Genomic DNA, 23863 nt, shown 5'->3' with positions numbered 1-23863 from the left:
GGTGCGACTGGGAGCTGACCGGGTCCGGGTGCGGGTGCCCGCGACCAGTGCGAACCTCGGCCCGGGCTTCGACACCGCCGGTATGGCGCTCGGCCTGTACGACGATGTCGAGGTCCGTGCCCTGGGGGTCTCCAATGTGATCGTCGACGTGATGGGGGAGGGCGCGGACGACCTGCCGGACGGTGAGGATCATCTGGTGGTCCGGGCACTGCGCCACGCCCTCGACCATGTGGGAGCGCCCCAGACCGGGGTGCAGCTGATCTGCCGCAACCGGATCCCGCACGGTCGCGGACTCGGCTCCTCTGCCGCCGCGGTGGTGGCCGGCATCCTGGCCGCCCGGGCGCTGGTGTCCGAACCCGAGTCGCTGGACGACGCCGTCGCCCTGACCCTGGCCACCGAGCTGGAGGGCCACCCGGACAACGCGGCACCCGCCCTGCTCGGCGGCGCGACTCTGGCCTGGACGGACGGACCGGATGCCCACGCGATCCGGGTCGACGTGCACCCCTCGGTGGTCCCGATCGCCGTGGTGCCATCGCACCGACTGTCCACCAGCCACGCCCGCGGTGTGCTGCCCGCGCAGGTCCCCCATGGTGACGCCGCTTGGCAGGCCGGACGTTCTGCGCTGTTGGTCGAGGCGCTGGGCCGTCGACCGGAGCTGTTGTTCACCGCCACCGGTGACCGACTGCACCAGGAGCAGCGCCGCGGTGCCATGCCCGAGTCGCTGGCTCTGGTCGACGCCCTGCGCGCCCGGGGTATCCCCGCGGTGGTCTCCGGAGCGGGGCCGACCGTCCTGGTGTTGGCTCGCTCGGATGCGCCCGCCGAGCTGCCGGCGGACGAGCGGCCCACTGACGCCGATCAGGCACTCACCGAGGTCTTCGGCGGTGCGATGGGCGGCTGGCGGATCCTGCGGTTGGGGCTCAGCGCCGAGGGCGCCCTGTGGCGTCGACTGCCCTGAATGCCGGTGCTATGCTCCAGCTGTTCCTCGGGCATCGTCCGACGGACCCACCACGACACACTCCCGCCGTTCGATGCCGCAGGAGGGGTGGGACACCACGTGCTACGGCCGGGAACATCCAGCCCCACATGCCACGTCAGTGACGTGGGCTGTGCGGCCTCCGTTGCGATCCGCCCGGAGCGAGGCGGACGCCGACCGTGCCCCGAAGGTGGGCAGTGGTCCCCGACGAGGGGGAAGGGTCCTTCGTGACAGACACCATCGAGTCCGCGTCGAGCGCACGCTCGGGCGGCTCCATCTCCGCTCTGCCCAAGCCCGAGTTGCAGGCGTTGGCCGCCCAGCTCGGGATCACGGGCACGTCCAGGATGCGCAAGGACGCCCTGGTCGAGGCCATCCAGTCCCGTTCCGGCGGAGGCACGGGGCAGTCGCGGAGCAAGAAGACGACCGCGGAGCAGCCCACCGAGGCACCCGCGCGCAGCCGCCGCGCCACCCGTCCGGCCGAGGCTCCGGCCGACAGCCAGGACGGCCAGTCCGCCGACGGACGTCCGTCGCGATCCACTGGCGCGGCAGCCGATGAGCGTGCGGCCCGCGGTGCCCGTGCGACCCGTGCGACCCGTGCCGAGGGCAGTGACACGACTGAGGACACCGGCTCGCGCGGTCGCACCGCCCGTGCCGCCCGGGGAGGCAAGGCCGACCGCGCCACGACCGACGGTGCCTCCGGCACGCAGGAGGTGCTCGCCGATCTGGAGGCAGCTCTCGATCGTCAGCAGAGCCACCAGGGCCAGAGCGACGCCCCCGGTGCCACTCGCGGTGATGAGGGCGGCGAGCGTCGCTCCCGTCGTGCGGGCCGTACCGCCGGCGCCCCGGTGATCGACGTCGACCTGCCTGAGGGCCCCACCGGTGGTGAGCGCCGGGAGCGTCAGGACAAGAACCAGGACGGTCAGCGCCAGCAGCGGCAGGGGAACGCCGGGCAGCAGAACGGTCAGAACCGGGCTGATGACGATGACGAGCGCGGTGGCCGTCGTCGTCGCTCCCGCGACCGGTACCGCGACCGCAACAAGCGCAACCGCCGTGGTGGGCAGGACTCGTCCTACGAGGAGATCGAGCTCACCGAGGATGATGTGCTGGTCCCGGTCGCCGGCATCCTGGACGTGCTGGAGAACTACGCCTTCGTCCGGACCAGCGGGTACCTGCCGGGTTCCGGGGATGTGTACGTGCCGCTGGCCCAGGTCCGCAAGGCCGGTCTGCGTCGCGGTGATGCGATCACCGGTGCGGTGCGCGCCCCCCGTGAGGGTGAGTCTGTGCCGCAGCAGCAGGGCAACCGGCCGAATAAGGCGAATGCGCTGGTCCGGCTGGACACGATCAACGGCATGTCGCCCGACCTGGCCCGCCAGCGTCCGGAGTTCAGCAAGCTGACCCCGCTGTACCCGCAGGACAGGCTGCGGCTCGAGCACGATGCCAGCCACATCACCCCGCGGGTGATCGACATCGTCGCCCCGATCGGCAAGGGCCAGCGCGGTCTGATCGTCGCGCCCCCGAAGGCCGGCAAGACGATCATCATGCAGCAGATCGCCAACGCGATCACCGCGAACAACCCCGAGGTCCACCTCATGGTCGTGCTCGTCGACGAGCGCCCCGAGGAGGTCACCGACATGGAGCGGACGGTCAAGGGTGAGGTCATCGCCTCGACCTTCGACCGCCCCGCCTCGGACCACACCATGGTCGCCGAGCTGGCCATCGAGCGGGCCAAGCGCCTGGTCGAGTTGGGTCAGGACGTTGTGGTGCTGTTGGACTCGCTGACCCGTCTGTCCCGGGCGTACAACCTGGCGGCCCCGGCCTCCGGGCGCATCCTGTCCGGTGGAGTGGACGCCTCCGCGCTGTACCCGCCCAAGCGGTTCTTCGGCGCGGCCCGCAACATCGAGAACGGCGGCTCGTTGACCATCCTGGCCTCGGCCCTGGTGGAGACCGGTTCCAAGATGGACGAGGTCATCTTCGAGGAGTTCAAGGGCACCGGGAACATGGAGCTGCGGCTGTCCCGCTCGTTGGCGGATAAGCGGATCTTCCCGGCGGTGGACGTGAACGCCTCCGGCACCCGCCGCGAGGAGATCCTGATCGCCCCGGACGAGCTCAAGATCGTCTGGAAGTTGCGCCGGGTGATGGGTTCGCTGGATCAGCAGCAGGCCATCGAGCTTCTGCTCGGCAAGCTGCGTGAGACCAAGTCGAATGTGGAGTTCCTGCTGCAGGTGCAGAAGACCACGCCGTCAGTGCACGGCAAGACCGAGGACTGACACCGGCTCGACCCGAACGAACGGCGACGACCCGACCCGGGTCGTCGCCGTTCGGCGTTCGCGCGGAGCGCTGCTCAGCGTCGACGTTCCAGCCCCTCCTGGTACCAGGCCAGGGTGCGCTCGGTGATCGCCCCGGCCTCGAACCGCTGCGCCGCACGCCGCTGGTGGGGCACCACAGCCGACCGCCCGGCCGGGTCGTCGATCCAGCGGGCGAGCAGCCGGGCGAAGCCCGCAGTGTCCCGAGGGTCGACCAACTGCGACTCCAGACCGGCCATCGTCGTGCGGTAACCCGGGTTGTCCCCGGCGATCACGACCCCGGTGGCCACGGCCTGCGCCTCCACCACCGAGATGCCGAAGCTCTCCCCACCGAGTGAGGGCAGCACCACCAGATCGGCACCGGCGAGCAGCGCGGTCTTGTCCTCCTCGGCCACGAATCCCGGGAAGTCCACCCGCTCGGCGATCCCGGCCGCGTCGACCTGGCGGCGGAGCGCCTCTACCAGGGGTCCCCGCCCGGCCATCGTCAGCGTCCACGCTCGGGTGGGGTCGGCTGCGTGCAGGGCCGCCGCCGCTGCGACCAACTCCCGTGGCCCCTTGCGCTCCACCAGCCGGCCGAGGAACACGATGCGCGGCGGGCCGTCATGGGTCACCGCCTCCGGTTCGGGCAGCTCCACCGGTGCCCCGATCACCGGCACCACCCGCCGATATGCGCCCTCGGCGGACTCCTGCGCCGCCTCGGACAGCGCGGAGAGCATGTCGAAGCGGCGCAGCCTTTGGCGCTCCAGCACACCGAGCGCGCGGATACCCCACCGGGTCAGCGCGTCCTGCGGGTAGATCATGAACGAACCACAGACGGCGGTTCTCGGCCCCACCGCGGACACCAGCTGCCCGGCCAGCACCGGGCTGTACGGCATCGCCACATGCAGCACATCCAGGTCGAGTCGGCGCACCAGCGCCCGCGCGGTGGAGCGACGCAGTGGCAGGGGAGTGCCCAGCCGGTTCCCGTTGAACTTCACACTGACCGTGCGGGAGAGGACGTGCAGATTCGGCAGGTCGGTGCGTTCGGTGCTGGAGGTCAGGTAGTGCACCTCGTGCCCCAGCGTGGTCAGGCGACGTCCCAGCGTGAGGATGATCTGCTGCACTCCGTCCGGCCGGTCGAGTCCGTCGTCGATCACCAGGCCGATACGCAGCATGGCCGCCATCGTAGGGGCGCGGTCGGTCGATCCATCCCGTCGACCGGGAAGATTTCGCCCGGCGTTGCTGTTCTGGCACAATGTTCCGTCGGTCTGCGGTTCACGTGCACGGGCCCGTGCACGACCCGGAGACACTCTGACTAGGAGAGCACCCCATGAAGTCTGGTATCCACCCCGAGTACGTGGTGACCACGGTGACCTGCACCTGTGGCAACACCTTCACCACCCGGTCCACCGAGACCTCCGGCGAGATCCGCGCCGACGTCTGCAGCGCCTGCCACCCGTTCTACACGGGCAAGCAGAAGATCCTGGACACCGGTGGCCGTGTGGCCCGGTTCGAGGCGCGCTACGGCAAGCGCTCCAACTGACGACCCTGGCGCCGGTGACGGCGGGCATGAGCGCCCGCGGTCACCGGCGCTTGTCATGTCCGCACCCGGGACGGGGAGTCCGATGAGTGAGTCCTTCGCGGCAGCGCGACCCATGCTGGACGAGCACGCCCGGATCGAGCAGCAGTTGGCCGATCCGGCGGTGCACGCCGATGCCGCCGAGGCCCGACGACTGGGCCGCCGCTACGCCGAGCTGGGCCGTGTCGCCGCTGCCTACCGCGAGTGGGCGACCGCTGAGCAGGACCGCGCCGACGCCACCGAGCTCGCCGAGTCCGATCCTGCCTTCGCCGCCGAACTGCCCGGCCTGGTCGCCGCCGCCGAGCAGGCCGCCGACCGGCTGCGTCGGGTGCTGGTGCCCCGTGACCCCGATGACGCCCGGGACGTGATCCTGGAGATCAAAGCGGGAGAGGGCGGTGAGGAGTCCGCGCTGTTCGCCGGGGACCTGTTGCGGATGTACCTGCGGTTCGCCGAGCAGCGCGGCTGGAAGACCGAGGTGCTGGAGTCCACCGGCTCTGACCTGGGCGGCTACAAGGACGTCCAGGTCGCGGTGAAGGCACGCGGTACGGTCACCGACCCCGCGGAGGGGGTGTGGGCGGCCCTGAAGTACGAGGGCGGCGTACACCGGGTGCAACGGGTACCGGTGACCGAGTCCCAGGGCCGGATTCACACCTCGGCCGCCGGGGTGTTGGTCTTCCCGGAGGTCGAGGACCCCGGTGAGGTCGAGATCGACCCGAATGACCTGCGGATCGACGTCTACCGTTCCTCGGGGCCGGGTGGGCAGTCGGTGAACACCACCGACTCCGCGGTGCGGATCACGCACCTGCCCACCGGCATCGTGGTGTCGATGCAGAACGAGAAATCTCAGCTGCAGAACCGCGAGCAGGCGATGCGTGTGCTCCGCGCACGCCTGTTGGCCGCGCAGCAGGAGGCCGCCGCTGCCGCTGCCAGTGCCGCCCGGCGCTCGCAGGTGCGCACCGTCGACCGCTCGGAGCGCATCCGCACCTACAACTTCCCGGAGAACCGGATCGCCGACCACCGCACCGGCTTCAAGGCGTACAACCTGGATGCGGTGTTGGACGGCGAGCTCGGCCCGGTCATCCAGTCCGCCATCGACGCCGACGAGGCCGCCCGCCTGGCCGCCGCCGGGCAGGACGCATGACCACCCCGACCCTGCGAGACATGGTCGACGGTGCCGCCCGGTTGTTGGCCGATGCCGGTGTGGGCTCCCCGCGGCACGACGCGATGGCGCTGGCCGCCCATGTGCTGGATCTGCCGCGGATCGACCTCATCCTCCCGCCACCGGTGCCGGAGGGTTTTGCTGCCGCCTACGCCGAGGTGGTGGACCGGCGTCGTCGCCGGGAGCCGCTGCAGCACATCGTCGGAACCGCGGCGTTCCGCTATCTGACCCTGCGGGTCGAGCCCGGGGTGTTCGTCCCCCGGCCGGAGACCGAGACCGTGGCGCAGCTGGCGGTGGACGAGGCGGCCCGCCTGGTCGGTCTGGGGCACGACCCGGTCGTCGTCGACCTGTGCTGTGGTGCCGGGGGGATCGCGCTGTCGGTCGCCTCCGAGGTGCCCGGTTGCCAGGTGTGGGCCGTCGACGCGTCACCGGCGGCGGTGGACCTGACCCGGCGCAATGCGGCGGAGGCCGGTGTTGATCCGACCGTCCTGCTCGGCGACGTGCGCGACCCCCAGCTGCTGTCGGAGTGGAACGGGCGGGTGGACGTGTTGGTCTCCAATCCGCCGTACATCCCGCCGGACGCGGTGCCGGTCGATCCCGAGGTGCGTGACCACGACCCCGACCTGGCCCTCTATGGCGGGGGAGCGGACGGCCTGGACGTGCCCCGTGCAGTGATGGCGGCAGCGGCACGACTGTTGGTGCCCGGAGGACTGTTGGTGATGGAACACGCGGAGGTCCAGGACGCTCAGGCCCGCACCGCCGCGGTGGCGACCGGCGCCTTCGTCGAGGTGCGGACCGCCCCGGACCTGACCGGTCGCCCGCGCACCCTGGTGGCGCGACGCGCGGACACGGTGGGCGAGCCGTCACCTGCTCTCAGCTCGACGTGACAGACTCACACCCCGTGAGTGCCGACTCAGTTCTGGACGCCACCGACCCCGCCACGTGGGGACCGGCCATCGACGCTGCGGTGCACACCGTGTCACGCGGCGGGTTGATCGTCCTGCCCACCGACACCGTCTACGGCATCGGAGCCGATGCCTTCACCCCGGAGGCCGTGGCCGCGCTCCTGGCCGCCAAGGGCCGGGGTCGACAGCAGCCACCGCCGGTACTGATGCCCGATGTCGCCACCCTGGACGGGTTGGCCACCTCGGTGCCCGACGCGGTGCGCGACCTGGCCGCCGCGTTCTGGCCCGGTGGTCTGACCATCATCGTGCGCGCCCAGCCGTCCCTGGTCTGGGACCTGGGCGAGACCCACGGCACCGTCGCCCTCCGGGTGCCCGACCACCCAGTGTCGCTGGCCCTGCTCAAGCGCACCGGCCCGCTGGCGGTCTCGTCGGCCAATAAGACCGGGCAGCCCTCGGCGCTCGACGTGACCGAAGCGCATGAGCAACTCGGCGACGCGGTGCGGGTCTACCTGGACGGTGGTCCGACCCCGGGCGGGGTCGCCTCGACCATCATCGATGCCACGGGTGACGACCTGCGCGTGGTCCGTCAGGGCGCGATCAGCATGGAGGACCTCCGGGCGGTGGCCCCGGTGGAAGGCGACGCCGGCCAGTGAGGGTCTACGTCCTCCTGCTGCTGATCGCGGCGGCGTCCACCTACCTGCTGACGCCGCTGGCCCGCTGGTGCGCGCTGCGCTGGGGTGCTATCACCGCGGTCCGCTCCCGGGACGTGCACACCATCCCGACCCCCCGACTGGGCGGTCTGGCGATGCTGGTCGGCATGCTGGTGGCCCTGGCCTTCGCCACCCAGATGCGCTTCCTGTCCGACGTCTTCATCAACCCCAATCCGGTGATCGGGGTGGTGATCGCGGCCGTCATGGTCTGTCTGCTCGGGGTCGCAGACGACATCTGGGATCTGGACTGGATGACCAAACTGGTCGGCCAGGTGTTGGCAGCCCTGGTGATGGCCTCCCAGGGAGTGCAGCTCTACCAACTGCCCATCGGCGGCGTGGTGCTCGGCTCGGACCGGATCTGGCTGGTGCTGACCGTGCTGACCGTGGTGATCGCGATGAACGCGGTGAACTTCGTCGACGGCCTGGACGGCCTGGCCGCGGGGCTGATCGCCATCGGCGGGGCCGGGTTCTTCCTGTACTCGTACTGGCTGACCGTCAACGCTGGCTCCACCAGTTACGCCAGCCTCGCGACCATGATCATGGCGCTGCTGGTCGGTGCCTGTCTGGGCTTCCTGCCGCACAACTTCCATCCGGCGCGGATCTTCATGGGTGACTCCGGCTCGATGCTGATCGGGCTGATGATCGCCGCCGCCGCGATCCGGGTGACCGGTCAGATCGACCCCGGCACCCTGCCCCGGCAGTCCTTCCCGGCGTTCCTGCCGATCCTGCTGCCGGTGGCCGTGCTGATCCTGCCGCTGCTGGACATGGGCATGGCGGTGATCCGGCGGATCGGCTCCGGTAAATCGCCCTTCCACCCGGACCGGATGCACCTGCACCACCGGATGCTGGCGCTCGGTCACAGCCATCGTCGGGCCGTGGTGATCCTGTACGTGTGGACCGCCGTCTTCACCGGCACCGCCGTGGCCCTGGTCTGGTTCAGCACCACCGCCGTGCTGATCGGCACCGGCGTCGGTGTGGTGGTCGCGCTGCTGCTGACCCTGGGCCCGCTGCGCGGTGGGTCGACCGGTACCCCGGACAGCGCGGATGCCGCCCCCGACGACGACGCCCCCGCGCCCCCTGAACGCCCGGTGCCGCTGGCCCGGACCGCACTCACCGACCCGAGGACGCACCCGTGAGCAACGATCCGACCGTGCCCGACCCCGCCGCACCGGCTGTCCCCGCGGACCGGGCAGCCGCGCCGGAGACCACTGCGCAGGCCCCGCAGACCCCCGAGCAGATCCGGGCCGCCAAGGAGCGCGCGATCCTCGCTGCCACCGCCGCGCCCCAGACCGCGCCGGTGTACCGCACCGCCCTGCGCCACACCCTGCTGCTGAGCGCCGTCCTGGTCGTGGTCGGTGGCGGCATCGGTCTGGCGGTCTCCGGGACTCCCGGGTTGTGGGGTGCGCTGATCGGGGCGGGCCTCGCGCTGCTGTTCTCCGGCGCGACCCCGCTGTCGATGCTGGTGACCGCCGGCTCCACCATCCAGCGGATGACCGCCGTGGTGATGGGAACCTGGTTGGTCAAGGTGATCGTCGTGATCGGTGTGCTGGTGGTGCTGCGCGGCCTGGACTTCTACGACAGCACCGTCTTCGGCATCGTGCTGCTGGCGGGCGTAGCCGCCTCGGCGTTCCTCGACTACCGTGCGGTCGTGGGTACCCGAGTGCCCTACATCTCGCCGGTACCGCCCAACTCTGAACAGATGTGATGTACCAGTCATTCTGTGAGTTAGGCTGCACCCCGTCCGACAGCCACTACGGTGCCGGCTGAGCCCCTATGACCTCAGGAGCCTGAACCTTTGTTCAACCTCGTGCCTTCGATGATGTCCGCCGCGGGGGACGAGTCCGGGTTCCACGTGCCCACCATCGGGGAGTTCTTCCCTGACGCGATCCTGTTCGAGGGGACCCCCTTCGAGTTCAACCGGATCATGATGGTCCGGGTCATCGCGACTCTCGTCCTCTGTCTGCTCTTCATGCTTGCTGCCCGCCGGGTCCGCCTGGTGCCCGGCCGCGGCCAGAACATGGCGGAGATGGCGCTGGACTTCGTCCGGGTGCAGATCGCTGAGGAGATCCTCGGCAAGGAGAACGCCCGCAAGCACTTGACCCTGCTGACGGTCCTGTTCTTCACCGTGCTGGCCATGAACATCACCGGCGTGATCCCCGGGCTGAACATCGCCGGGTCCTCGGTGATCGGTCTGCCGCTGGTGCTGGCGATCATCGCCTACGTCGCGTTCATCGTGGCGGGCATCCGGGCACACGGTGTCGGGGGCTACCTCAAGGAGTCCCTGTTCCCGGCCGGTGTGCCATGGCCGGTGTACATCATCCTGACGCCGATCGAGTTCATCTCGACCTTCGTACTGCGGCCGGCCACGCTGACCATCCGTCTGCTGGTGAACATGGTCTCCGGCCACCTGCTGCTGGTGCTGTGCTTCGCCGCGACTCACTACCTGTTCTTCGAGGCCACCGCTGCCTTCAAGGCGATCGGTGCGGTGACCCTGGCCGCCGGCCTGGCCTTCACCCTGTTCGAAATCTTCATCGCGGCGCTGCAGGCGTACATCTTCACCCTGCTGACCGCGGTCTACATCCAGCTGTCCGAGTCGCACCACTGACCGGACGCCCCTCGTACCCATCGTCGGCGCCCTGCCGACTCACGCGTTCCGCCCCGACCGCCGGGGCGCACAACGGAAGGAATCACGATCGTGGAGATCACCGGAAACCTCGCCACCATCGGCTACGGTCTCGCTGCGCTGGGCCCCGGCATCGGCCTGGGCATCATGGTCGCCAAGACCCAGGAGGCGACCGCTCGTCAGCCTGAGGTGGCCGGTCTGCTGCGGACCAACATGTTCATCGCCCTGGCCGCCATCGAGGCGCTCGGCCTGATCGGCTTCGCGGCCGGCTTCGTCTTCTGAGACTGATGTCCGCCATCATCACCGCCGCCGAGGAGGGACAGCAGTCCCTGCTCCTTCCGGCGACCTACGACATCGTCTGGTCGCTGGTCTGCGCGGTCGTGATCGCCGTGGTGTTCATCAAGGTCCTGCCCAAGTTCCTCAAGGTGCTCGATGAGCGCACCGCGAAGATCGAGGGTGGCCTGGAGCACGCGGCCGACGCTCAGGCCGAGGCACAGCAGCTGCTGGAGGAGTACAAGCAGCAGCTTGCCGAGGCGCGGGCCGAGGCCGCCCGGATCCGGGATGACGCCCGGACCGAGGGTGCGGCGATCGTGGCCGAGCTGCGCGAGAAGGCCCAGTCCGACGCCAGTCGGATCCTGGAGACCGCACAGCGCCAGATCGAGGCCGAGCGGCAGCAGGCCGCCGAGTCGCTGCGTCAGGACGTCGGTGACCTCGCCGTCGAGCTGGCGTCGCGGATCGTGGGCGAGTCGCTGTCCGACCAGGCCCGGCAGACCCGCGTGGTCGACCGGTTCCTGGATGAGCTGGAGACCGAGGCCAGCACCATCAGCAGTGAGTCGGGGCGCTGATGCGCGCCGCGAGTGAGGCGTCCCTGGCCGCCGCGTCCGAGCGCTTCGAGCTGCTCTGGCAGCAGGTCGGGGCGGATGCGGCCGTGCTCGGTGGCCAGGTGCTGGCCTTCGCCGACGTGGTGCGCGGATCGGGTGCGCTGCGGCGTGCCCTGACCGACCCCGCGGCCCCGTCCGAGGCGAAGGCCGCCCTGGTGGGCAACCTGCTCGGATCCGGCGCGGACGGCCGCGTGGTCGACCTGCTCGCCGGTGTGGTCCGTTCCCGCTGGTCCACCGAGGCCGATCTGGCCGAGGCGCTCGAACAGCTGGGTCGCCAGGCCGTGCTGGCAGGTGCCCAGGCCGAGGGCGCGTTGGACACCGTCGAGGAGGACCTGTTCCGTGCCCAGCGGTTCCTGGTCGGACAGCGGGACGTGCGGGAGGCCCTGGCCGCCCGGTCGACGCCCGCTGCGGCCCGGGAGGAGCTGATCCGGCAGCTGTTCGGCCCCGTGGTGCACCCGCGGACGCTGACTCTGCTGGAGCGGATCACGCATCAGAGCGACACGGCGGGCAGCGTCTCGGCGGTGGCCGCCCTCGCGGATGCCGCAGCCGAGCGTCGCTCGCGCACCGTCGCGGTGGTCACCAGTGCCACCGCACTCACCCGGGAGCAGGAGGACCGCCTCCGGTCCGGCCTGGCCCGGGCCTATGGCCGCCAGGTGCAGCTGAACATCACCGTGGACCCTGCGGTCCTCGGCGGGATGCGGGTCCAGGTCGGTCCGGACGTCATCGACGGCACCGTCTCGGCGCGGGTCGCCGATGCCCGCCGCCGTCTGGCCGGATGACCCGGCGCAACCAGAATCTGACCGTCTCCCACGCTGGAGCGGTTTCGACAGGAGAGAACAATGGCTGAGCTGACCATCGGGCCGGACCAGATCAAGGCTGCGCTCGACAGCTTCGTGAAGTCCTACGAGCCCACCGCCGCCGCCTCCGAAGAGGTCGGTCGCGTCACCCTGGCTGCCGACGGCATCGCGCAGGTCGAGGGCCTGCCGGGTGCGATGGCCAATGAGCTGCTGCGGTTCGAGGACGGCACGCTCGGCCTGGCGTTGAACCTGGATGTCCGGGAGATCGGTGTCATCGTCCTGGGCGAGTTCAGCGGCATCGAGGAGGGCCAGGAGGTCCGCCGCACCGGTGAGGTGCTCTCGGTTCCGGTGGGCGACAACTTCCTCGGGCGTGTGGTGGACCCGCTGGGTCAGCCGATCGACGGCCTGGGCGAGATCACCGCGGACGCTCGGCGCGCGCTGGAGCTGCAGGCCCCCGGCGTGATGGCCCGCAAGTCGGTGCACGAGCCGCTGCAGACCGGCATCAAGGCCATCGACACGATGATCCCGATCGGCCGCGGGCAGCGTCAGCTGATCATCGGTGACCGGCAGACCGGCAAGACCGCGATCGCCATCGACACGATCATCAACCAGAAGGCCAACTGGGAGACCGGCGACCCGACCAAGCAGGTGCGCTGCATCTACGTCGCGGTCGGCCAGAAGGGCTCCACCATCGCCTCGGTGCGCGGTGCCCTGGAGGAGGCCGGTGCGCTGGAGTACACCACCATCGTGGCCGCTCCCGCCTCGGACCCCGCGGGCTTCAAGTACCTGGCGCCGTACACCGGCTCGGCCATCGGCCAGCACTGGATGTACGACGGCAAGCACGTCCTGATCATCTTCGACGACCTGTCCAAGCAGGCCGAGGCCTACCGCGCGGTCTCCCTGCTGCTGCGTCGTCCGCCGGGCCGCGAGGCCTACCCCGGTGACGTCTTCTACCTGCACTCCCGCCTGTTGGAGCGTTGCGCGAAGCTCTCCGACGAGTTGGGCGCGGGCTCGATGACCGGTCTGCCGGTGATCGAGACCAAGGCGAATGACGTCTCGGCGTACATCCCGACCAACGTCATCTCCATCACCGACGGCCAGATCTTCTTGCAGTCCGACCTGTTCAACGCGGACCAGCGCCCGGCGGTCGACGTCGGTATCTCGGTCTCCCGTGTCGGTGGTGACGCGCAGATCAAGGCGATGAAGAAGGTCTCCGGCACGCTGAAGCTGGACCTGGCCCAGTACCGGTCGCTGGAGGCGTTCGCGATGTTCGCCTCCGACCTGGACGCGGCCTCCCGCGCCCAGCTGACCCGGGGTGCCCGCCTGATGGAGCTGCTCAAGCAGCCGCAGTACTCCCCGTACCCCGCGGAGGAGCAGGTCGCCTCGGTCTGGGCCGGCACCAAGGGCAAGCTGGACGATGTCCCGATCCAGGACGTCGCCCGGTTCGAGTCCGAGCTGCTGGACCACCTGCGCCGCAACACCGACGTGCTGTCCACCATCATCTCCACCGGCAAGCTGGAGGAGGACACCGAGGACGCTCTGGCGGCCGCGGTGGAGGAGTTCCGCACCGGCTTCCTCAAGGGCGACGGCACCCCGCTGGTGGGTGGCGACGAGGAGGAGTCCGAGACCCCGGTCGAGCAGGAGCAGATCGTCCGTCAGAAGAAGGGCTGAGCATGGCCGGTCAGCAGCGGGTCTACCGCCAGCGCATCAGGTCGACCCAGTCCCTCAAGAAGATGTTCCGTGCCCAGGAGCTGATCGCCGCCTCGCGGATCGGTCGCGCCCGGGACCGGATGACGGCAGCCACTCCCTATGCCACCGCGATCACCCAGGCGGTCTCCGCGGTGGCCACCCACTCGGATGTCACGCACCCGCTGCTCGCGGAGCGGGACGACACCACCCGGGTGGCGGTGCTGCTGATCGCTTCCGATCGAGGCATGGCCGGCTCCTACTCTGCCAGCGTCATCCGGGAGACCGAGGCGTTGATCGAGCGGTTGCAGGCTGAGGGCAAGCAGATCGCGCTCTACGTCTCCGGACGTCGGGCCGAGGCGTACTACACCTTCCGGCACCGTGAGCTGGCGGCGTCCTGGACCGGACAGTCCGACGCCCCGTCCGCGGAGCTGGCAGAGGAGATTGCCTCGCGCCTGCTCGCCGACTTCGCGGCCCCGGCCGACGAGGGCGGCGTGTCCGAGCTGCACATCGTCAGCACCCGGTTCCAGAACATGGTGACCCAGCGTCCCCAGGTGATCCGGATGCTCCCGATGGAGGTCGTCGACGGTGTGGCCGAGCCCGGCGAGGGTGAGGCATTGCCGCTCTACGAGTTCGAGCCCAGTGTGGAGGAGGTGTTGGACGCGCTGCTGCCGCGGTACGTCCGCACCCGGATCTACTCCTGCCTGCTGCATGCCGCGGCCTCGGAGCTGGCCTCCCGGCAGCGCGCGATGCACACCGCCACGGAGAACGCCGAGGACCTCATCCGCACCTATACCCGGCTGGCCAACCAGGCCCGTCAGGCCGAGATCACCCAGGAGATCAGCGAGATCGTGTCGGGAGCCGACGCACTCGCCTCCTGACAGTTCCGCAGACCAGAACCCCCACGCCGCCCGCACGCGGCGGCAAAGATAAGTGAGGCAGACATGACCGCCACCACCGTCGACGCGAAGGACACGGCCACGCCGGGCGTGGGCCGCGTCGCACGCGTGATCGGGCCCGTCGTGGACATCGAGTTCCCTGCGGACCAGATCCCGGAGATGTACAACGCGCTGACCGTCGACATCGACCTGTCCGGTCAGGGCGAGGGCGAGGGCGCATTCACCATGACCCTCGAGGTCGCCCAGCACCTGGGTGATTCGCTGATCCGTGCCATCGCGCTCAAGCCGACCGATGGTCTGGTGCGCGGGGCCAAGGTCACCGACACCGGGGCACCGATCTCGGTGCCGGTGGGCGACATCACTAAGGGCCACGTGTTCAACGTGACCGGTGAGGTGCTCAACCTGGCCGAGGGCGAGAAGCTGGAGATCACCGAGCGCTGGCCGATCCACCGCAAGCCGCCGGCCTTCGACCAGCTCGAGTCGAAGACCACCATGTTCGAGACCGGCATCAAGGTCATCGACCTGCTCACCCCGTACGTCCAGGGTGGCAAGATCGGCCTGTTCGGCGGGGCCGGCGTGGGCAAGACCGTGCTCATCCAGGAGATGATCCAGCGCGTCGCCCAGGACCACGGTGGTGTGTCGGTGTTCGCCGGTGTCGGCGAGCGCACCCGTGAGGGCAACGACCTGATCGGTGAGATGGAGGAGGCCGGGGTCTTCGACAAGACCGCCCTGGTCTTCGGCCAGATGGACGAGCCGCCGGGCACCCGTCTGCGGGTGGCGCTGTCTGCTCTGACGATGGCGGAGTACTTCCGCGATGTGCAGAAGCAGGACGTGCTGCTGTTCATCGACAACATCTTCCGGTTCACCCAGGCCGGCTCGGAGGTCTCCACCCTGCTCGGGCGCATGCCCTCCGCGGTGGGCTACCAGCCGAACCTGGCGGACGAGATGGGCCAGCTGCAGGAGCGGATCACCTCGACCCGTGGGCACTCGATCACCTCGCTGCAGGCGATCTACGTCCCCGCGGACGACTACACCGACCCGGCGCCGGCCACCACCTTCGCCCACCTGGACGCCACCACCGAGCTCTCCCGTGAGATCGCCTCGCGTGGTCTATACCCGGCCGTGGACCCGCTGGCCTCGACCAGCCGCATCCTCGACCCGCGGTACGTCGGCCAGGAGCACTACGACGTGGCCACCCAGGTGAAGTCGATCCTGCAGCGCAACAAGGAGCTGCAGGACATCATCGCGATCCTCGGTGTGGACGAGCTCTCGGAGGAGGACAAGACCGTCGTGGCCCGTGCCCGCCGGATCCAGCAGTTCCTCTCCCAGAACACCTACATGGCCGAGAAGTTCACCGGCGTGGTGGGCTCCACCGTGCCGGTGGCCGAGACGGTCGAGGCCTTCAAGCGGATCGCCGCCGGCGAGTTCGACCACATCGCCGAGCAGGCCTTCTTCAACATCGGTGGCCTGGAGGATCTGGAGCGCAACTGGGCCCGGATCCAGAAGGAGTACGGCGTCTGATGGCCAAGAAGCTCGAGGTCGACCTGGTCGCCGCGGACGGCTCCCTCTGGTCTGGTGCCGCCCGTGCGCTGACCGCGCCCGCCACCGACGGTGAGATCGGCATCCTGCCGGGCCACACCCCGGTGCTGTCCGTGCTCGGCACGGGTCAGGTGCGGATCACGACCGAGGGCGGCTCGACTCAGCAGTGGGTCGTCGCCGGCGGATTCCTGTCCGTCGACGACGACCAGGTCACGGTGGTGGTGGACGGGGTCGTCGAGACCCCCGGTTCGGCCGCCTGATCCATCCGTGTCCGGGGTCCACATCGCGCTGATCGCGCTGTTTGTCGTGGTCGCGCTGCTGGCGGTCGGGGGCGTCGCGTTCTCGCGTTGGCACACCCTGACCCGTCGGGTGGGCTCGTTCTCCTGTGCTGTGCGCGCCGGGGGCCGTCTGGTCCCCGGCGTCGCGCATTACGGGGCCAGGAGTCTGTACTGGTTCACGCTGCGGTCGCTGTCGTTCAGGGCCCGTCGGACCTGGGCCCGTTCGGCGCTGAGCGTGCTGGAGCGCACTCCGTTGCAGGAGGGGCGTCCCGGATCGCCGCTGCTGGTGCGCTGCCGGGTGGCCGGCGGCCCGGTCGGCATGGAGGAGACCGTCGACCTGGTGATGTCCCGGGAGGCCTACGCTGGACTGACCTCCTGGTTGGAGGCCGGGCCGACCGCCCCGCACCTGGTGATCTGAGTAAGGAATCGCATGCGTCTGCTCGTCGCCCGCTGTGCCGCCCGGTACAGCGGCCGCCTGAACGCCCACCTGCCGCTGGCCACCCGACTCGTGGTGGTGAAGGCCGACGGCTCGGTGCTGCTGCATTCGGACGGTGGCTCCTACAAGCCGCTGAACTGGATGAGCCCGCCGTGCACGTTGCGCACTGCCCCCGCTGAGGGTGAGGCCCTCGAACGTGGCGTCGAGCAGGTGTGGACCGTGCAGCACACCAAGAGCGATGATCGCCTGGTGATCGAGATCCACGAGGTCCTGCACGACTCCGAGCACGATCTGGGCGTGGACCCGGGGCTGATCAAGGACGGCGTCGAGGCGCATCTGCAAGAGCTGATGGCCGCGCAGATCGAGGTCCTGGGCGTGGGGCACACCCTGGTCCGCCGTGAGTACCCCACGGCGATCGGCCCGGTGGACATCCTGGCCAAGGATCCAGCCGGCGGCACCGTCGCCATCGAGATCAAGCGCCGGGGCGACATCGACGGCGTCGAGCAACTGACCCGCTATCTGGAGCTGCTGAACCGGGACCCGCTGCTGGCCCCGGTACAGGGCGTGTTCGCCGCACAGGAGATCAAGCCGCAGGCCCGGGTGCTGGCCACCGACCGGGGCATCTCCTGCCTGGTGCTGGACTACGACGCGATGCGCGGCGTCGACGACGTCGACTCCCGGCTGTTCTGAGCTGCACACGTAGGTCGGATGGCCGTGGCCGTCGTGAGGTGCGGCGGTCCACAATGGTCCGGTGAGCGAGCGCACCCTTCAGTCCCCGACCCTGCTGCGTGGCCAGGTCGTCACTCCGACCGAGGTTCTGCCGGACGCCGTCGTGGTGCTGACCGGCGACCGGATCGCCTGGGTCGGACCGGTGGAGCAGGTGCCGGGGGAGTGGCGCGACGGGTTACCGGACGCCCCGGCGGCGGGCACCACTGTCCTGCCCGGTCTGGTGGATATCCACGATCACGGCGGCGGCGGTGAGTCCTTCCCGGATGCGACCACGGTGGAGCAGGCCCGGACCGCGGCGCGCGAACATCTGCGGCACGGCACCACCGCCCTGGTGGCCTCGCTGGTGACGGCACCGCGGGATGTCCTCCTGTCCCGCGCGGCGCTGTTGGCCGATCTGGTGGACGCCGGTGAATTGGTCGGCATCCACTCCGAGGGCCCGTTCCTCAGCGCGGACCGGTGCGGGGCACAGAACCCGGGCGACATGCTGACCGGTGACCCGCAGCTGGTGGCGGACCTGGCCGCGGCGGCTCGGGGGCATCTGGTGACCATGACGGTGGCACCGGAGGTGCCCGGGGTGGCGGATGGTGACGCCGCTCACGCCGACGTGATGGCGGCGTTGGTGGCTGTCGGTGCGCTGCCGTCCATCGGGCACACCGATGCTCACGCCCCGGTGGTCGAGGCGGCGGTGGCCCGTGGGCGTGCGCTGCTGGCCGGGGGAGCGCAGGCTGAGGCCGCGGGTGGCACCTCCCGCGCCGGTCGGTCGCCGCGCCTGACCGCGACCCACTTGTTCAACGGCATGCGTCCCCTGCACCACCGCGACCCCGGCCCGATCGCGGCCTGTCTGGCGGCAGCGGCCCGCGGTGAGCTGGTCGTGGAGTTGGTCGCGGATGGCACGCACCTGGACCCGGTGACGGTACGCAGCGTCTTCGACCTGGTCGGTGCCGAGTCGATCATGCTGGTCACCGATGCGATGGCCGCGGCGGGCATGGCCGATGGTGACTACCGGCTCGGGCCGATGGCGGTGCGGGTCGGGGAGGGTGTCGCCCGGCTGATCTCCGAGGACGGCAGCTCCGGGGCCATTGCCGGGGGCACCGCGCATCTGCTGGACGTGGTGCGGGCGACCGTGGACGCCGGGGTGTCGTTGGTGTCGGCGGTGCGCTCGGCGGCCACCACCCCCGCCCATGTGCTCGGTCGGGAGGACCTGGGCGCGCTGGTGGCCGGGCGTCGCGGCGATGTGGTGGTGACAGACGGGGCTCTGGTCCCGGTGGCGGTGTACCGGGCCGGGGACCTCATCACGGTCTGATCCGCACTCATCGAGCGGATGCGCCTTACTCAAAGGGCGCATCGGTTCCGAGCGCTCTCCCTATCCTGCGGTGGTTTGCCTGACGACCGCCCCCAGGAGAGATCTCGATGAGCCAGCCCACGCCCGACACCAGCACCACCGACGAGGACGGCCCGCTGTCCTCCGCGTTCTGGGCGTTGATCTGCGCGGCGTTGGCGGTGGCCCCGCACATCCCGATGGTCTGGGAGCAGATTGCTGACCCGGACGCGCGTGGACGCCGGTCGGGGTGGAAGCGCCTGATCGACTGGATCGGGCCCTGGCCGATCACTGTGGTCTTCGCGATCGGTGCCCTGGTGCTCGGGTACAGCGTGGTGTCCTCGCTGCGTCGCTCCCGGCGCTGAGTCGGCCCGACGGAGGCCCCCGCCGCGGTTCGGTCCGCGACGGGGGCCTCGTCATGTGCTGACCTGCCGTCTAGGCCGTCTAGGCCGTCTAGGCCGTCTAGGCCGTCTAGGCCAGGTGGGGCTGCCGTGCCCACCACAGGTGCACTGTGGCTGTCCCACCCGTCCTGCGCCATCGAAACGTTTCGCCCAGAGCGGACCGATCGGCGTCGGATCAAGAGATGATCACCCCATCGAAGCGTTTCCGCGCCATCTCTAGACCGCGATTAGTTCGGCGGTTAGAGTAACGGCGCGCGAAGCGCTTCGACCCCGCAACGGTGTGGGGCCGTGCCGTCGAGGAAGAGGGCAGTGGAGTGGTGGTGACCATGCAGGATGTCGCTCGGCATGCCGGTGTCGCCCTGTCCACCGTCTCCGCGACGCTCACCGCCGCCCGCCCGGTCTCCGCGGCCACCCGCGCCAGGGTGCAGGCCTCGATGGCTGAACTGGGCTACCGACCCAATGCGCTGGCCCGCGGCCTGGCCACCAAGCGCAGTCACGTGCTGGCGCTGGCCTTCCCGATGGGGCCCGCCGGGCTGTCGCGCACCTCGGCGGAGTTCGTGCTCGGCGCCACCGAGGAGGCCCAGGGCCGGGGCTACCAGCTGGTGCTCTGGCCGTTCGCCGCGGCTGATGCCGTCGGCCTGCTGGATGTGGCGGCACAAGGCCTGGCCGACGGCGTGCTGTTGATGGAAGTCGCCTTGACCGATCCTCGCGTACGAGCGCTCACCGCCGCGGGCATCCCGCAGGCACTGATCGGCCGCACCGTCGACGCCGGGCTCCCGGTGGTGGACATCGACTTCGACGCGACACTGTCGGCCGCGGTGCGCCACCTGGCAGGGCTCGGCCACCGGCGGATCGCCTTCATCAACCACGCTCCGCACCGGGTCACCGAGGGGCACGGGCCCACGGTGCGGGCCGCAGAGGCGTACCGCCGCAGCTGTGCTGCCCTCGGCATCCAGGCTCGGGAGTTGCACGTCGACGAGTCGGTGCCGGGTGGGCGACTGGCGGTCGAGGACCTGTTCGACCGCGCCGAGCCACCCACCGCGCTGATCGTGATGAACGAGGACGCCGCCTTCGGGGTGATGGCCGAGTTGGGGGCCCGTGGCGTGCGGGTCCCCGCGGACCTGTCGGTGGTGGCCGTGATCTCCACCCCCGCGGTCGCCGGCCAGTCGGTGCCGCCGCTGACCACCTGGCATGCCCCCGGCGTCGCGCTCGGCCGCGCCGGCGTGGACACCCTGCTGACCCTGCTCGACACCGGCGAGGTGCCCGCGCCGGTCCTGATCGGCTGCGAGCTGGTCGACCTCGGCAGCACCGGACCGGTGCCCGCGCTCGACCCCGCAGCCCTCGCCCCAGACCCCCGGTGAGTCACCGGTCGCACGACACCCTGCAGTAACTCGATGAGGAGGAACGACGTGAAGGCTCAGCGCACCAGGTACGTGGCGGGCGCCCTGGCGCTCGCCCTGCCCCTGGCCCTGGCGGCCTGTGGTGGGGACAACAGCGGCGGGGGTGGGGGCTCCGACGCCGACACGCTCACTGTCTGGCACTACGAGAACGACGAGTCCGCGATGGGACAGGCGTGGGCCCGTGCCATCGAGATCTTCGAGGAGGAGCACCCGGACGTCACCGTCAAGGTGGAGAACCAGACCTTCGAGCAGATCCAGAAGAACGCGTCCATCTTCCTGACCGGTGACGATGTGCCGGACGTGATGGAGTACAACAAGGGCAACGCGACCGCCGGTCAGCTGGCGTCCCAGGGGCTGATCAGCCCGCTCACCGACGAGGCAGAGTCCCGCGGCTGGGGCGATATCCTGCCCGCCTCGATCCAGACCACCGGGATGTACGACGAGCAGGGCCTGATGGGCTCCGGCGACTGGTACGGGGTGGCCAACTACGGCGAGTTCGTCGGCAACTTCTACAACAACGACATGTTCGCCGCCAACGGCATCGAGATCCCGACCGACTTCGAGTCCTTCGAGGCGGCGCTGGCGGCGTTCAAGGCCGCGGGCATCACTCCGCTGGCCGAGGCCGGGTCGGAGTACCCGATGGGTCAGCTCTGGTACGAGCTGGTGCTGCACTACGGCGACCGCGACCTGGTCGACGACTACCAGCTGTTCGCCGATGACGTGGACTTCGAGGGTGAGGCCTTCACCCAGGCCACCGAGAAGCTCGACGAGTGGATCAAGGCCGGCTACATCGCCTCCGACTCCGCCGCGCTGACCGCGGAGGACATGGGCGTGTCCTTCATCAACGGCACCTACCCGATCATGGTCTCCGGCTCCTGGTGGTTCGGTCGCCTGAACGAGGAGATCCCGTTCAAGTGGAGCCAGACGCTGTTCCCGGGCAATGACCTGCACCCGGGTTCTTCCGGCAACCTCTGGGTCGTCCCGGAGAACGCGGCCAACAAGGACCTCGCCTATGACTTCATCGACATCACGCTGAGCGAGGAGGTCCAGGAGATCCTCGGCCAGGCCGGTGGTCTGCCGGTGGCCGGTGACGCCTCGACCATCACGGACGAGAAGACCAAGGAGATGACCGAGAACTTCACCACGGTCCTCGACGAGGACGGTCTGGCGTTCTACCCGGACTGGCCGGTGGCGGGCTTCTACGACGTCCTGGTTTCGGAGATGCAGTCGCTGATCAACCAGTCGAAGACGCCGGAGCAGGTGCTCGACTCGCTGTCTAGCGCCTATGAGCAGGGGAAGACGGATCTGCTCGAGGGCTGATTCCTCCCGTCGGCCCCGCCGTCGCTCGGGCGGCGGGGCCGACGCAGCCCCTATCCCTTCACCCCCTGCGGAGATTTGATGTCCACCACCACCGCCACACCGCGTCGTCGGAAGAACCGGGGCCGGCTGGGCTATGTGCCCTACCTGTTGCCCGGGCTGATCGGCTTTGTCGTCATCATCCTGATCCCGTTCGGGATGAACATCTACTACTCCCTGCACAAGTGGAAGGGCGGCAACGCCCCGATGCGCTGGTACGGCCTGGGCAACTACGCCGACCTGATGCGGGACGAGCAGTTCTGGACCTCGTTCAAGAACTCCATCGCCATGATCGGCGCGATGGTCGTCGTGCCGACCGTGATCGGTCTGCTACTGGCCACTGTGCTCTTCGACGTCCTGGGCAAGAGGTTCGGACCCCGGGTCGCCTCCACCCTGCGCGCGCTGTACTACCTGCCCCAGATCCTCCCGGTCGCGGTGGCCGGTGTGCTGTGGAACTGGATCCTCAACTCCCAGACCGGTGCGGTGAACGTCATCCTGCGCGGGATCGGCATCGACAACCCGCCGAACTGGCTGGGCTCCACCGACACCGCGTTGCCCAGCGTGATGCTGGTGCTGATCTGGATCCAGATCGGCTACCCGGTGGTCATCTTCATGTCCGCCCTGCAGCGGGTCGACCCCGAGCTGTACGAGGCTGCCGAGTTGGACGGCGCGGGTTGGTGGCACCGGTTCCGCGCGATCACCCTGCCGCAGATCAAGCCGGAGACCTTTGTCATCACGCTGACCTGCACCGTGGCTGCATTGAAGGTCTTCGGACCGATCTACGTGCTGACCCGCGGCGGCCCGGAGAGTTCCACGCTGGTGCCGAGCTACTACTCGTACCTGAACTTCTTCGACAAGTCGAAGGTCGGCTACGGCGCCGCCATCGCCAACGTCCTGACGGTGCTGATCATCGTGGTCGCCGTCGTCATCATGGTGCTGCAGGCCCGCAGCGCCCGCCGCGAGGAGGAGGGGCACTGATGGCCACCCAGATCGAGACGCTGCCTGCCGCCGGATCGGTGGGTTCGGGCGCGCTGCCCCGCAAGTCGAAGTCCCGCGACATCGACCGTCGTCACCGCCGGGGTGCCGCCCGCTGGTTCGTGCTGGCCGGGGCGATCATCGTCGCGGTGTTGATGATGATCCCGTTCGTCATCATGGTGCTGAACGCCTTCAAGTCCCCGGCGGACTACTCCACCAACGGGCCGCTCAGCCTGCCGCAGGAGCTGTACACCGACGGTCTGGTCAACTTCTGGGAGCGGACCAACTTCCCGCAGAAGCTGCTGAACTCAGTGTGGATCTCCAGCTTCGTGGCGATCTTCGCGGTGGTCGTCTCCCTGCTCAGCGCGTATGCGATCGGCGTCGGCAGGATCAAGGGCCGGATGTCGCTGGTCACCCTGTTCCTGCTGGCGAACATGCTCCCGCAGGAGGTGCTGGTCTACCCGCTGTTCCAGATGGCGCAGAAGGTCGGGCTGAGCAACAACCAGTGGTCGATCATCCTGATCTTCACCGTGATCCAGGCGGCCTTCGGCACGTACCTGCTGTCCTCAGTGCTAGGCACCTTCCCGAAGGCGCTGTTGGAGGCCTCGGCGCTGGACGGCGCGGGCAAGTGGCGCACGCTGTGGAGCGTGGTCTTCCCGGTGGTCCGCCCGACGATGTCGGTGCTGGTGATCTTCTTCTTCATCTGGACCTGGAACGAGTTCTTCATCCCGCTGGTCATGCTGACCACCAATGCCACCCAGACCATCCCGGTGGCGCTGGCGTCGCTGCAGGGCGACCGGATGATGGATGCGCCGACCACCAACGCCGGCGCCCTGGTCTCGATGATCCCGGCGATCATCTTCTTCGTGATCTTCCAGCGGACCCTGACCCGCGGCATCACGGCAGGCGCCGTCAAATAGGCGTACGGCGAGGCCCG

25 protein-coding genes are annotated in these 23863 nt (G+C 69.6%); 24 read left to right on the top strand and 1 reads right to left on the bottom strand.

Translation table 11 applies throughout. The features are described from left to right. Window position 1: 1 nt before the first annotated feature. Together thrB and rho are read left to right on the top strand one after the other, a co-directional pair. A complete protein-coding gene (thrB, locus tag AB0N78_RS14285) occupies window positions 2–955 on the top strand; it encodes a homoserine kinase (protein ID WP_363391593.1) in 954 nt (317 codons plus the stop codon). A 245-nt stretch (window positions 956–1200) separates the two neighbouring features. Then, complete coding sequence (gene rho / locus AB0N78_RS14280) at window positions 1201–3240, top strand: transcription termination factor Rho (RefSeq protein WP_363391590.1); 2040 nt, start codon at window positions 1201–1203, stop codon at window positions 3238–3240. A gap of 74 nt (window positions 3241–3314) precedes the next feature. On the opposite strand, the gene AB0N78_RS14275 is transcribed toward rho, so the two are convergent. Continuing rightward, window positions 3315–4430: a glycosyltransferase family 4 protein gene (locus tag AB0N78_RS14275; RefSeq protein WP_363391588.1), complete on the bottom strand. Its 1116-nt coding sequence runs from the start codon at window positions 4428–4430 to the stop codon at window positions 3315–3317. A gap of 155 nt (window positions 4431–4585) precedes the next feature. Here AB0N78_RS14275 and rpmE point away from each other — a divergent pair, with 155 nt between their 5' ends. From rpmE to AB0N78_RS14165, 22 genes are all read left to right on the top strand, one after another. Continuing rightward, window positions 4586–4798 carry a 50S ribosomal protein L31 gene (gene rpmE, locus AB0N78_RS14270; RefSeq protein WP_169164814.1) on the top strand — a complete coding sequence of 71 codons (213 nt, stop codon included), beginning with the start codon at window positions 4586–4588 and terminating at the stop codon, window positions 4796–4798. A gap of 82 nt (window positions 4799–4880) precedes the next feature. Continuing rightward, entirely contained in the window at window positions 4881–5975 is a 1095-nt protein-coding gene (prfA, locus tag AB0N78_RS14265; protein ID WP_363391584.1) for a peptide chain release factor 1, read from the top strand. Then, on the top strand, window positions 5972–6880 hold the full coding sequence (gene prmC / locus AB0N78_RS14260; RefSeq protein ID WP_363391581.1) for a peptide chain release factor N(5)-glutamine methyltransferase: 909 nt from the start codon (window positions 5972–5974) through the stop codon (window positions 6878–6880). Before prfA ends, prmC begins: the two co-directional genes overlap by 4 nt. Before the next feature lie 14 nt (window positions 6881–6894). Continuing rightward, window positions 6895–7551: an L-threonylcarbamoyladenylate synthase gene (locus tag AB0N78_RS14255; protein WP_363391578.1), complete on the top strand. Its 657-nt coding sequence runs from the start codon at window positions 6895–6897 to the stop codon at window positions 7549–7551. Next, the gene (locus tag AB0N78_RS14250; RefSeq protein WP_363391575.1) at window positions 7548–8744 is read left to right on the top strand and encodes an MraY family glycosyltransferase; all 1197 of its coding nucleotides are present in this window, start codon (window positions 7548–7550) and stop codon (window positions 8742–8744) included. The genes AB0N78_RS14255 and AB0N78_RS14250 overlap by 4 nt, the downstream gene beginning before the upstream one ends. Continuing rightward, window positions 8741–9313 (top strand): hypothetical protein, encoded by a 573-nt coding sequence (locus AB0N78_RS14245; protein WP_363391573.1) that lies wholly within the window; start codon window positions 8741–8743, stop codon window positions 9311–9313. Before AB0N78_RS14250 ends, AB0N78_RS14245 begins: the two co-directional genes overlap by 4 nt. A gap of 90 nt (window positions 9314–9403) precedes the next feature. Continuing rightward, window positions 9404–10213 carry a F0F1 ATP synthase subunit A gene (atpB, locus tag AB0N78_RS14240; protein ID WP_363391570.1) on the top strand — a complete coding sequence of 270 codons (810 nt, stop codon included), beginning with the start codon at window positions 9404–9406 and terminating at the stop codon, window positions 10211–10213. Window positions 10214–10294: 81 nt separating this feature from the next. Then, on the top strand, window positions 10295–10513 hold the full coding sequence (gene atpE / locus AB0N78_RS14235) for an ATP synthase F0 subunit C (RefSeq protein WP_363391696.1): 219 nt from the start codon (window positions 10295–10297) through the stop codon (window positions 10511–10513). 5 nt (window positions 10514–10518) lie between these two features. Beyond that, on the top strand, window positions 10519–11076 hold the full coding sequence (locus AB0N78_RS14230) for a F0F1 ATP synthase subunit B (protein ID WP_363391567.1): 558 nt from the start codon (window positions 10519–10521) through the stop codon (window positions 11074–11076). Beyond that, entirely contained in the window at window positions 11076–11891 is an 816-nt protein-coding gene (locus tag AB0N78_RS14225) for a F0F1 ATP synthase subunit delta (protein WP_363391564.1), read from the top strand. Before AB0N78_RS14230 ends, AB0N78_RS14225 begins: the two co-directional genes overlap by 1 nt. A gap of 60 nt (window positions 11892–11951) precedes the next feature. After that, window positions 11952–13580 (top strand): F0F1 ATP synthase subunit alpha, encoded by a 1629-nt coding sequence (atpA, locus tag AB0N78_RS14220; protein ID WP_363391561.1) that lies wholly within the window; start codon window positions 11952–11954, stop codon window positions 13578–13580. Between the two features lie 2 nt (window positions 13581–13582). Continuing rightward, window positions 13583–14476 (top strand): F0F1 ATP synthase subunit gamma, encoded by an 894-nt coding sequence (locus tag AB0N78_RS14215; RefSeq protein ID WP_363391559.1) that lies wholly within the window; start codon window positions 13583–13585, stop codon window positions 14474–14476. A gap of 63 nt (window positions 14477–14539) precedes the next feature. Beyond that, window positions 14540–16015: a F0F1 ATP synthase subunit beta gene (gene atpD, locus AB0N78_RS14210; protein WP_363391556.1), complete on the top strand. Its 1476-nt coding sequence runs from the start codon at window positions 14540–14542 to the stop codon at window positions 16013–16015. Beyond that, complete coding sequence (locus AB0N78_RS14205) at window positions 16015–16293, top strand: F0F1 ATP synthase subunit epsilon (protein WP_363391553.1); 279 nt, start codon at window positions 16015–16017, stop codon at window positions 16291–16293. Before atpD ends, AB0N78_RS14205 begins: the two co-directional genes overlap by 1 nt. A gap of 7 nt (window positions 16294–16300) precedes the next feature. Beyond that, window positions 16301–16729: a DUF2550 family protein gene (locus tag AB0N78_RS14200; RefSeq protein WP_363391550.1), complete on the top strand. Its 429-nt coding sequence runs from the start codon at window positions 16301–16303 to the stop codon at window positions 16727–16729. A 12-nt stretch (window positions 16730–16741) separates the two neighbouring features. Next, on the top strand, window positions 16742–17437 hold the full coding sequence (gene nucS, locus AB0N78_RS14195; RefSeq protein ID WP_363391547.1) for an endonuclease NucS: 696 nt from the start codon (window positions 16742–16744) through the stop codon (window positions 17435–17437). A 61-nt stretch (window positions 17438–17498) separates the two neighbouring features. After that, on the top strand, window positions 17499–18779 hold the full coding sequence (locus tag AB0N78_RS14190) for an amidohydrolase family protein (RefSeq protein WP_363391545.1): 1281 nt from the start codon (window positions 17499–17501) through the stop codon (window positions 18777–18779). 107 nt (window positions 18780–18886) lie between these two features. Further along, complete coding sequence (locus AB0N78_RS14185) at window positions 18887–19159, top strand: hypothetical protein (RefSeq protein ID WP_363391542.1); 273 nt, start codon at window positions 18887–18889, stop codon at window positions 19157–19159. 362 nt (window positions 19160–19521) lie between these two features. Next, a complete protein-coding gene (locus tag AB0N78_RS14180; protein WP_363391693.1) occupies window positions 19522–20556 on the top strand; it encodes a LacI family DNA-binding transcriptional regulator in 1035 nt (344 codons plus the stop codon). Between the two features lie 33 nt (window positions 20557–20589). Continuing rightward, window positions 20590–21915: an extracellular solute-binding protein gene (locus AB0N78_RS14175; protein WP_363391539.1), complete on the top strand. Its 1326-nt coding sequence runs from the start codon at window positions 20590–20592 to the stop codon at window positions 21913–21915. 78 nt (window positions 21916–21993) lie between these two features. Next, window positions 21994–22929: a sugar ABC transporter permease gene (locus AB0N78_RS14170; protein ID WP_363391536.1), complete on the top strand. Its 936-nt coding sequence runs from the start codon at window positions 21994–21996 to the stop codon at window positions 22927–22929. Then, window positions 22929–23846, top strand: coding sequence for a carbohydrate ABC transporter permease (locus AB0N78_RS14165; protein WP_363391533.1), 918 nt, complete (start codon window positions 22929–22931; stop codon window positions 23844–23846). Before AB0N78_RS14170 ends, AB0N78_RS14165 begins: the two co-directional genes overlap by 1 nt. Window positions 23847–23863: the final 17 nt, after the last annotated feature.

The sequence above is a fragment of the Cellulomonas sp. NPDC089187 genome, assembly GCF_040685135.1.
Lineage (GTDB): Bacteria > Actinomycetota > Actinomycetes > Actinomycetales > Cellulomonadaceae > Cellulomonas.
Note: the sequence above shows the minus strand (reverse complement) of the source record. Positions and strands in the feature narration are given on the sequence as shown.

Excerpts from the sequence above, each read along its gene's own strand:
- AB0N78_RS14275 (WP_363391588.1), bottom strand. The coding sequence starts at position 4,430 with ATGCTGCGTATCGGCCTGGTGATCGACGACGGACTCGACCGGCCGGAC.
- rpmE (WP_169164814.1), top strand. The coding sequence starts at position 4,586 with ATGAAGTCTGGTATCCACCCCGAGTACGTGGTGACCACGGTGACCTGC.
- prfA (WP_363391584.1), top strand. The coding sequence starts at position 4,881 with ATGAGTGAGTCCTTCGCGGCAGCGCGACCCATGCTGGACGAGCACGCC.
- prmC (WP_363391581.1), top strand. The coding sequence starts at position 5,972 with ATGACCACCCCGACCCTGCGAGACATGGTCGACGGTGCCGCCCGGTTG.
- AB0N78_RS14230 (WP_363391567.1), top strand. The coding sequence starts at position 10,519 with ATGTCCGCCATCATCACCGCCGCCGAGGAGGGACAGCAGTCCCTGCTC.
- AB0N78_RS14225 (WP_363391564.1), top strand. The coding sequence starts at position 11,076 with ATGCGCGCCGCGAGTGAGGCGTCCCTGGCCGCCGCGTCCGAGCGCTTC.
- atpA (WP_363391561.1), top strand. The coding sequence starts at position 11,952 with ATGGCTGAGCTGACCATCGGGCCGGACCAGATCAAGGCTGCGCTCGAC.
- AB0N78_RS14215 (WP_363391559.1), top strand. The coding sequence starts at position 13,583 with ATGGCCGGTCAGCAGCGGGTCTACCGCCAGCGCATCAGGTCGACCCAG.
- atpD (WP_363391556.1), top strand. The coding sequence starts at position 14,540 with ATGACCGCCACCACCGTCGACGCGAAGGACACGGCCACGCCGGGCGTG.
- AB0N78_RS14205 (WP_363391553.1), top strand. The coding sequence starts at position 16,015 with ATGGCCAAGAAGCTCGAGGTCGACCTGGTCGCCGCGGACGGCTCCCTC.
- nucS (WP_363391547.1), top strand. The coding sequence starts at position 16,742 with ATGCGTCTGCTCGTCGCCCGCTGTGCCGCCCGGTACAGCGGCCGCCTG.
- AB0N78_RS14185 (WP_363391542.1), top strand. The coding sequence starts at position 18,887 with ATGAGCCAGCCCACGCCCGACACCAGCACCACCGACGAGGACGGCCCG.
- AB0N78_RS14180 (WP_363391693.1), top strand. The coding sequence starts at position 19,522 with ATGCAGGATGTCGCTCGGCATGCCGGTGTCGCCCTGTCCACCGTCTCC.
- AB0N78_RS14175 (WP_363391539.1), top strand. The coding sequence starts at position 20,590 with ATGAGGAGGAACGACGTGAAGGCTCAGCGCACCAGGTACGTGGCGGGC.
- AB0N78_RS14170 (WP_363391536.1), top strand. The coding sequence starts at position 21,994 with ATGTCCACCACCACCGCCACACCGCGTCGTCGGAAGAACCGGGGCCGG.
- AB0N78_RS14165 (WP_363391533.1), top strand. The coding sequence starts at position 22,929 with ATGGCCACCCAGATCGAGACGCTGCCTGCCGCCGGATCGGTGGGTTCG.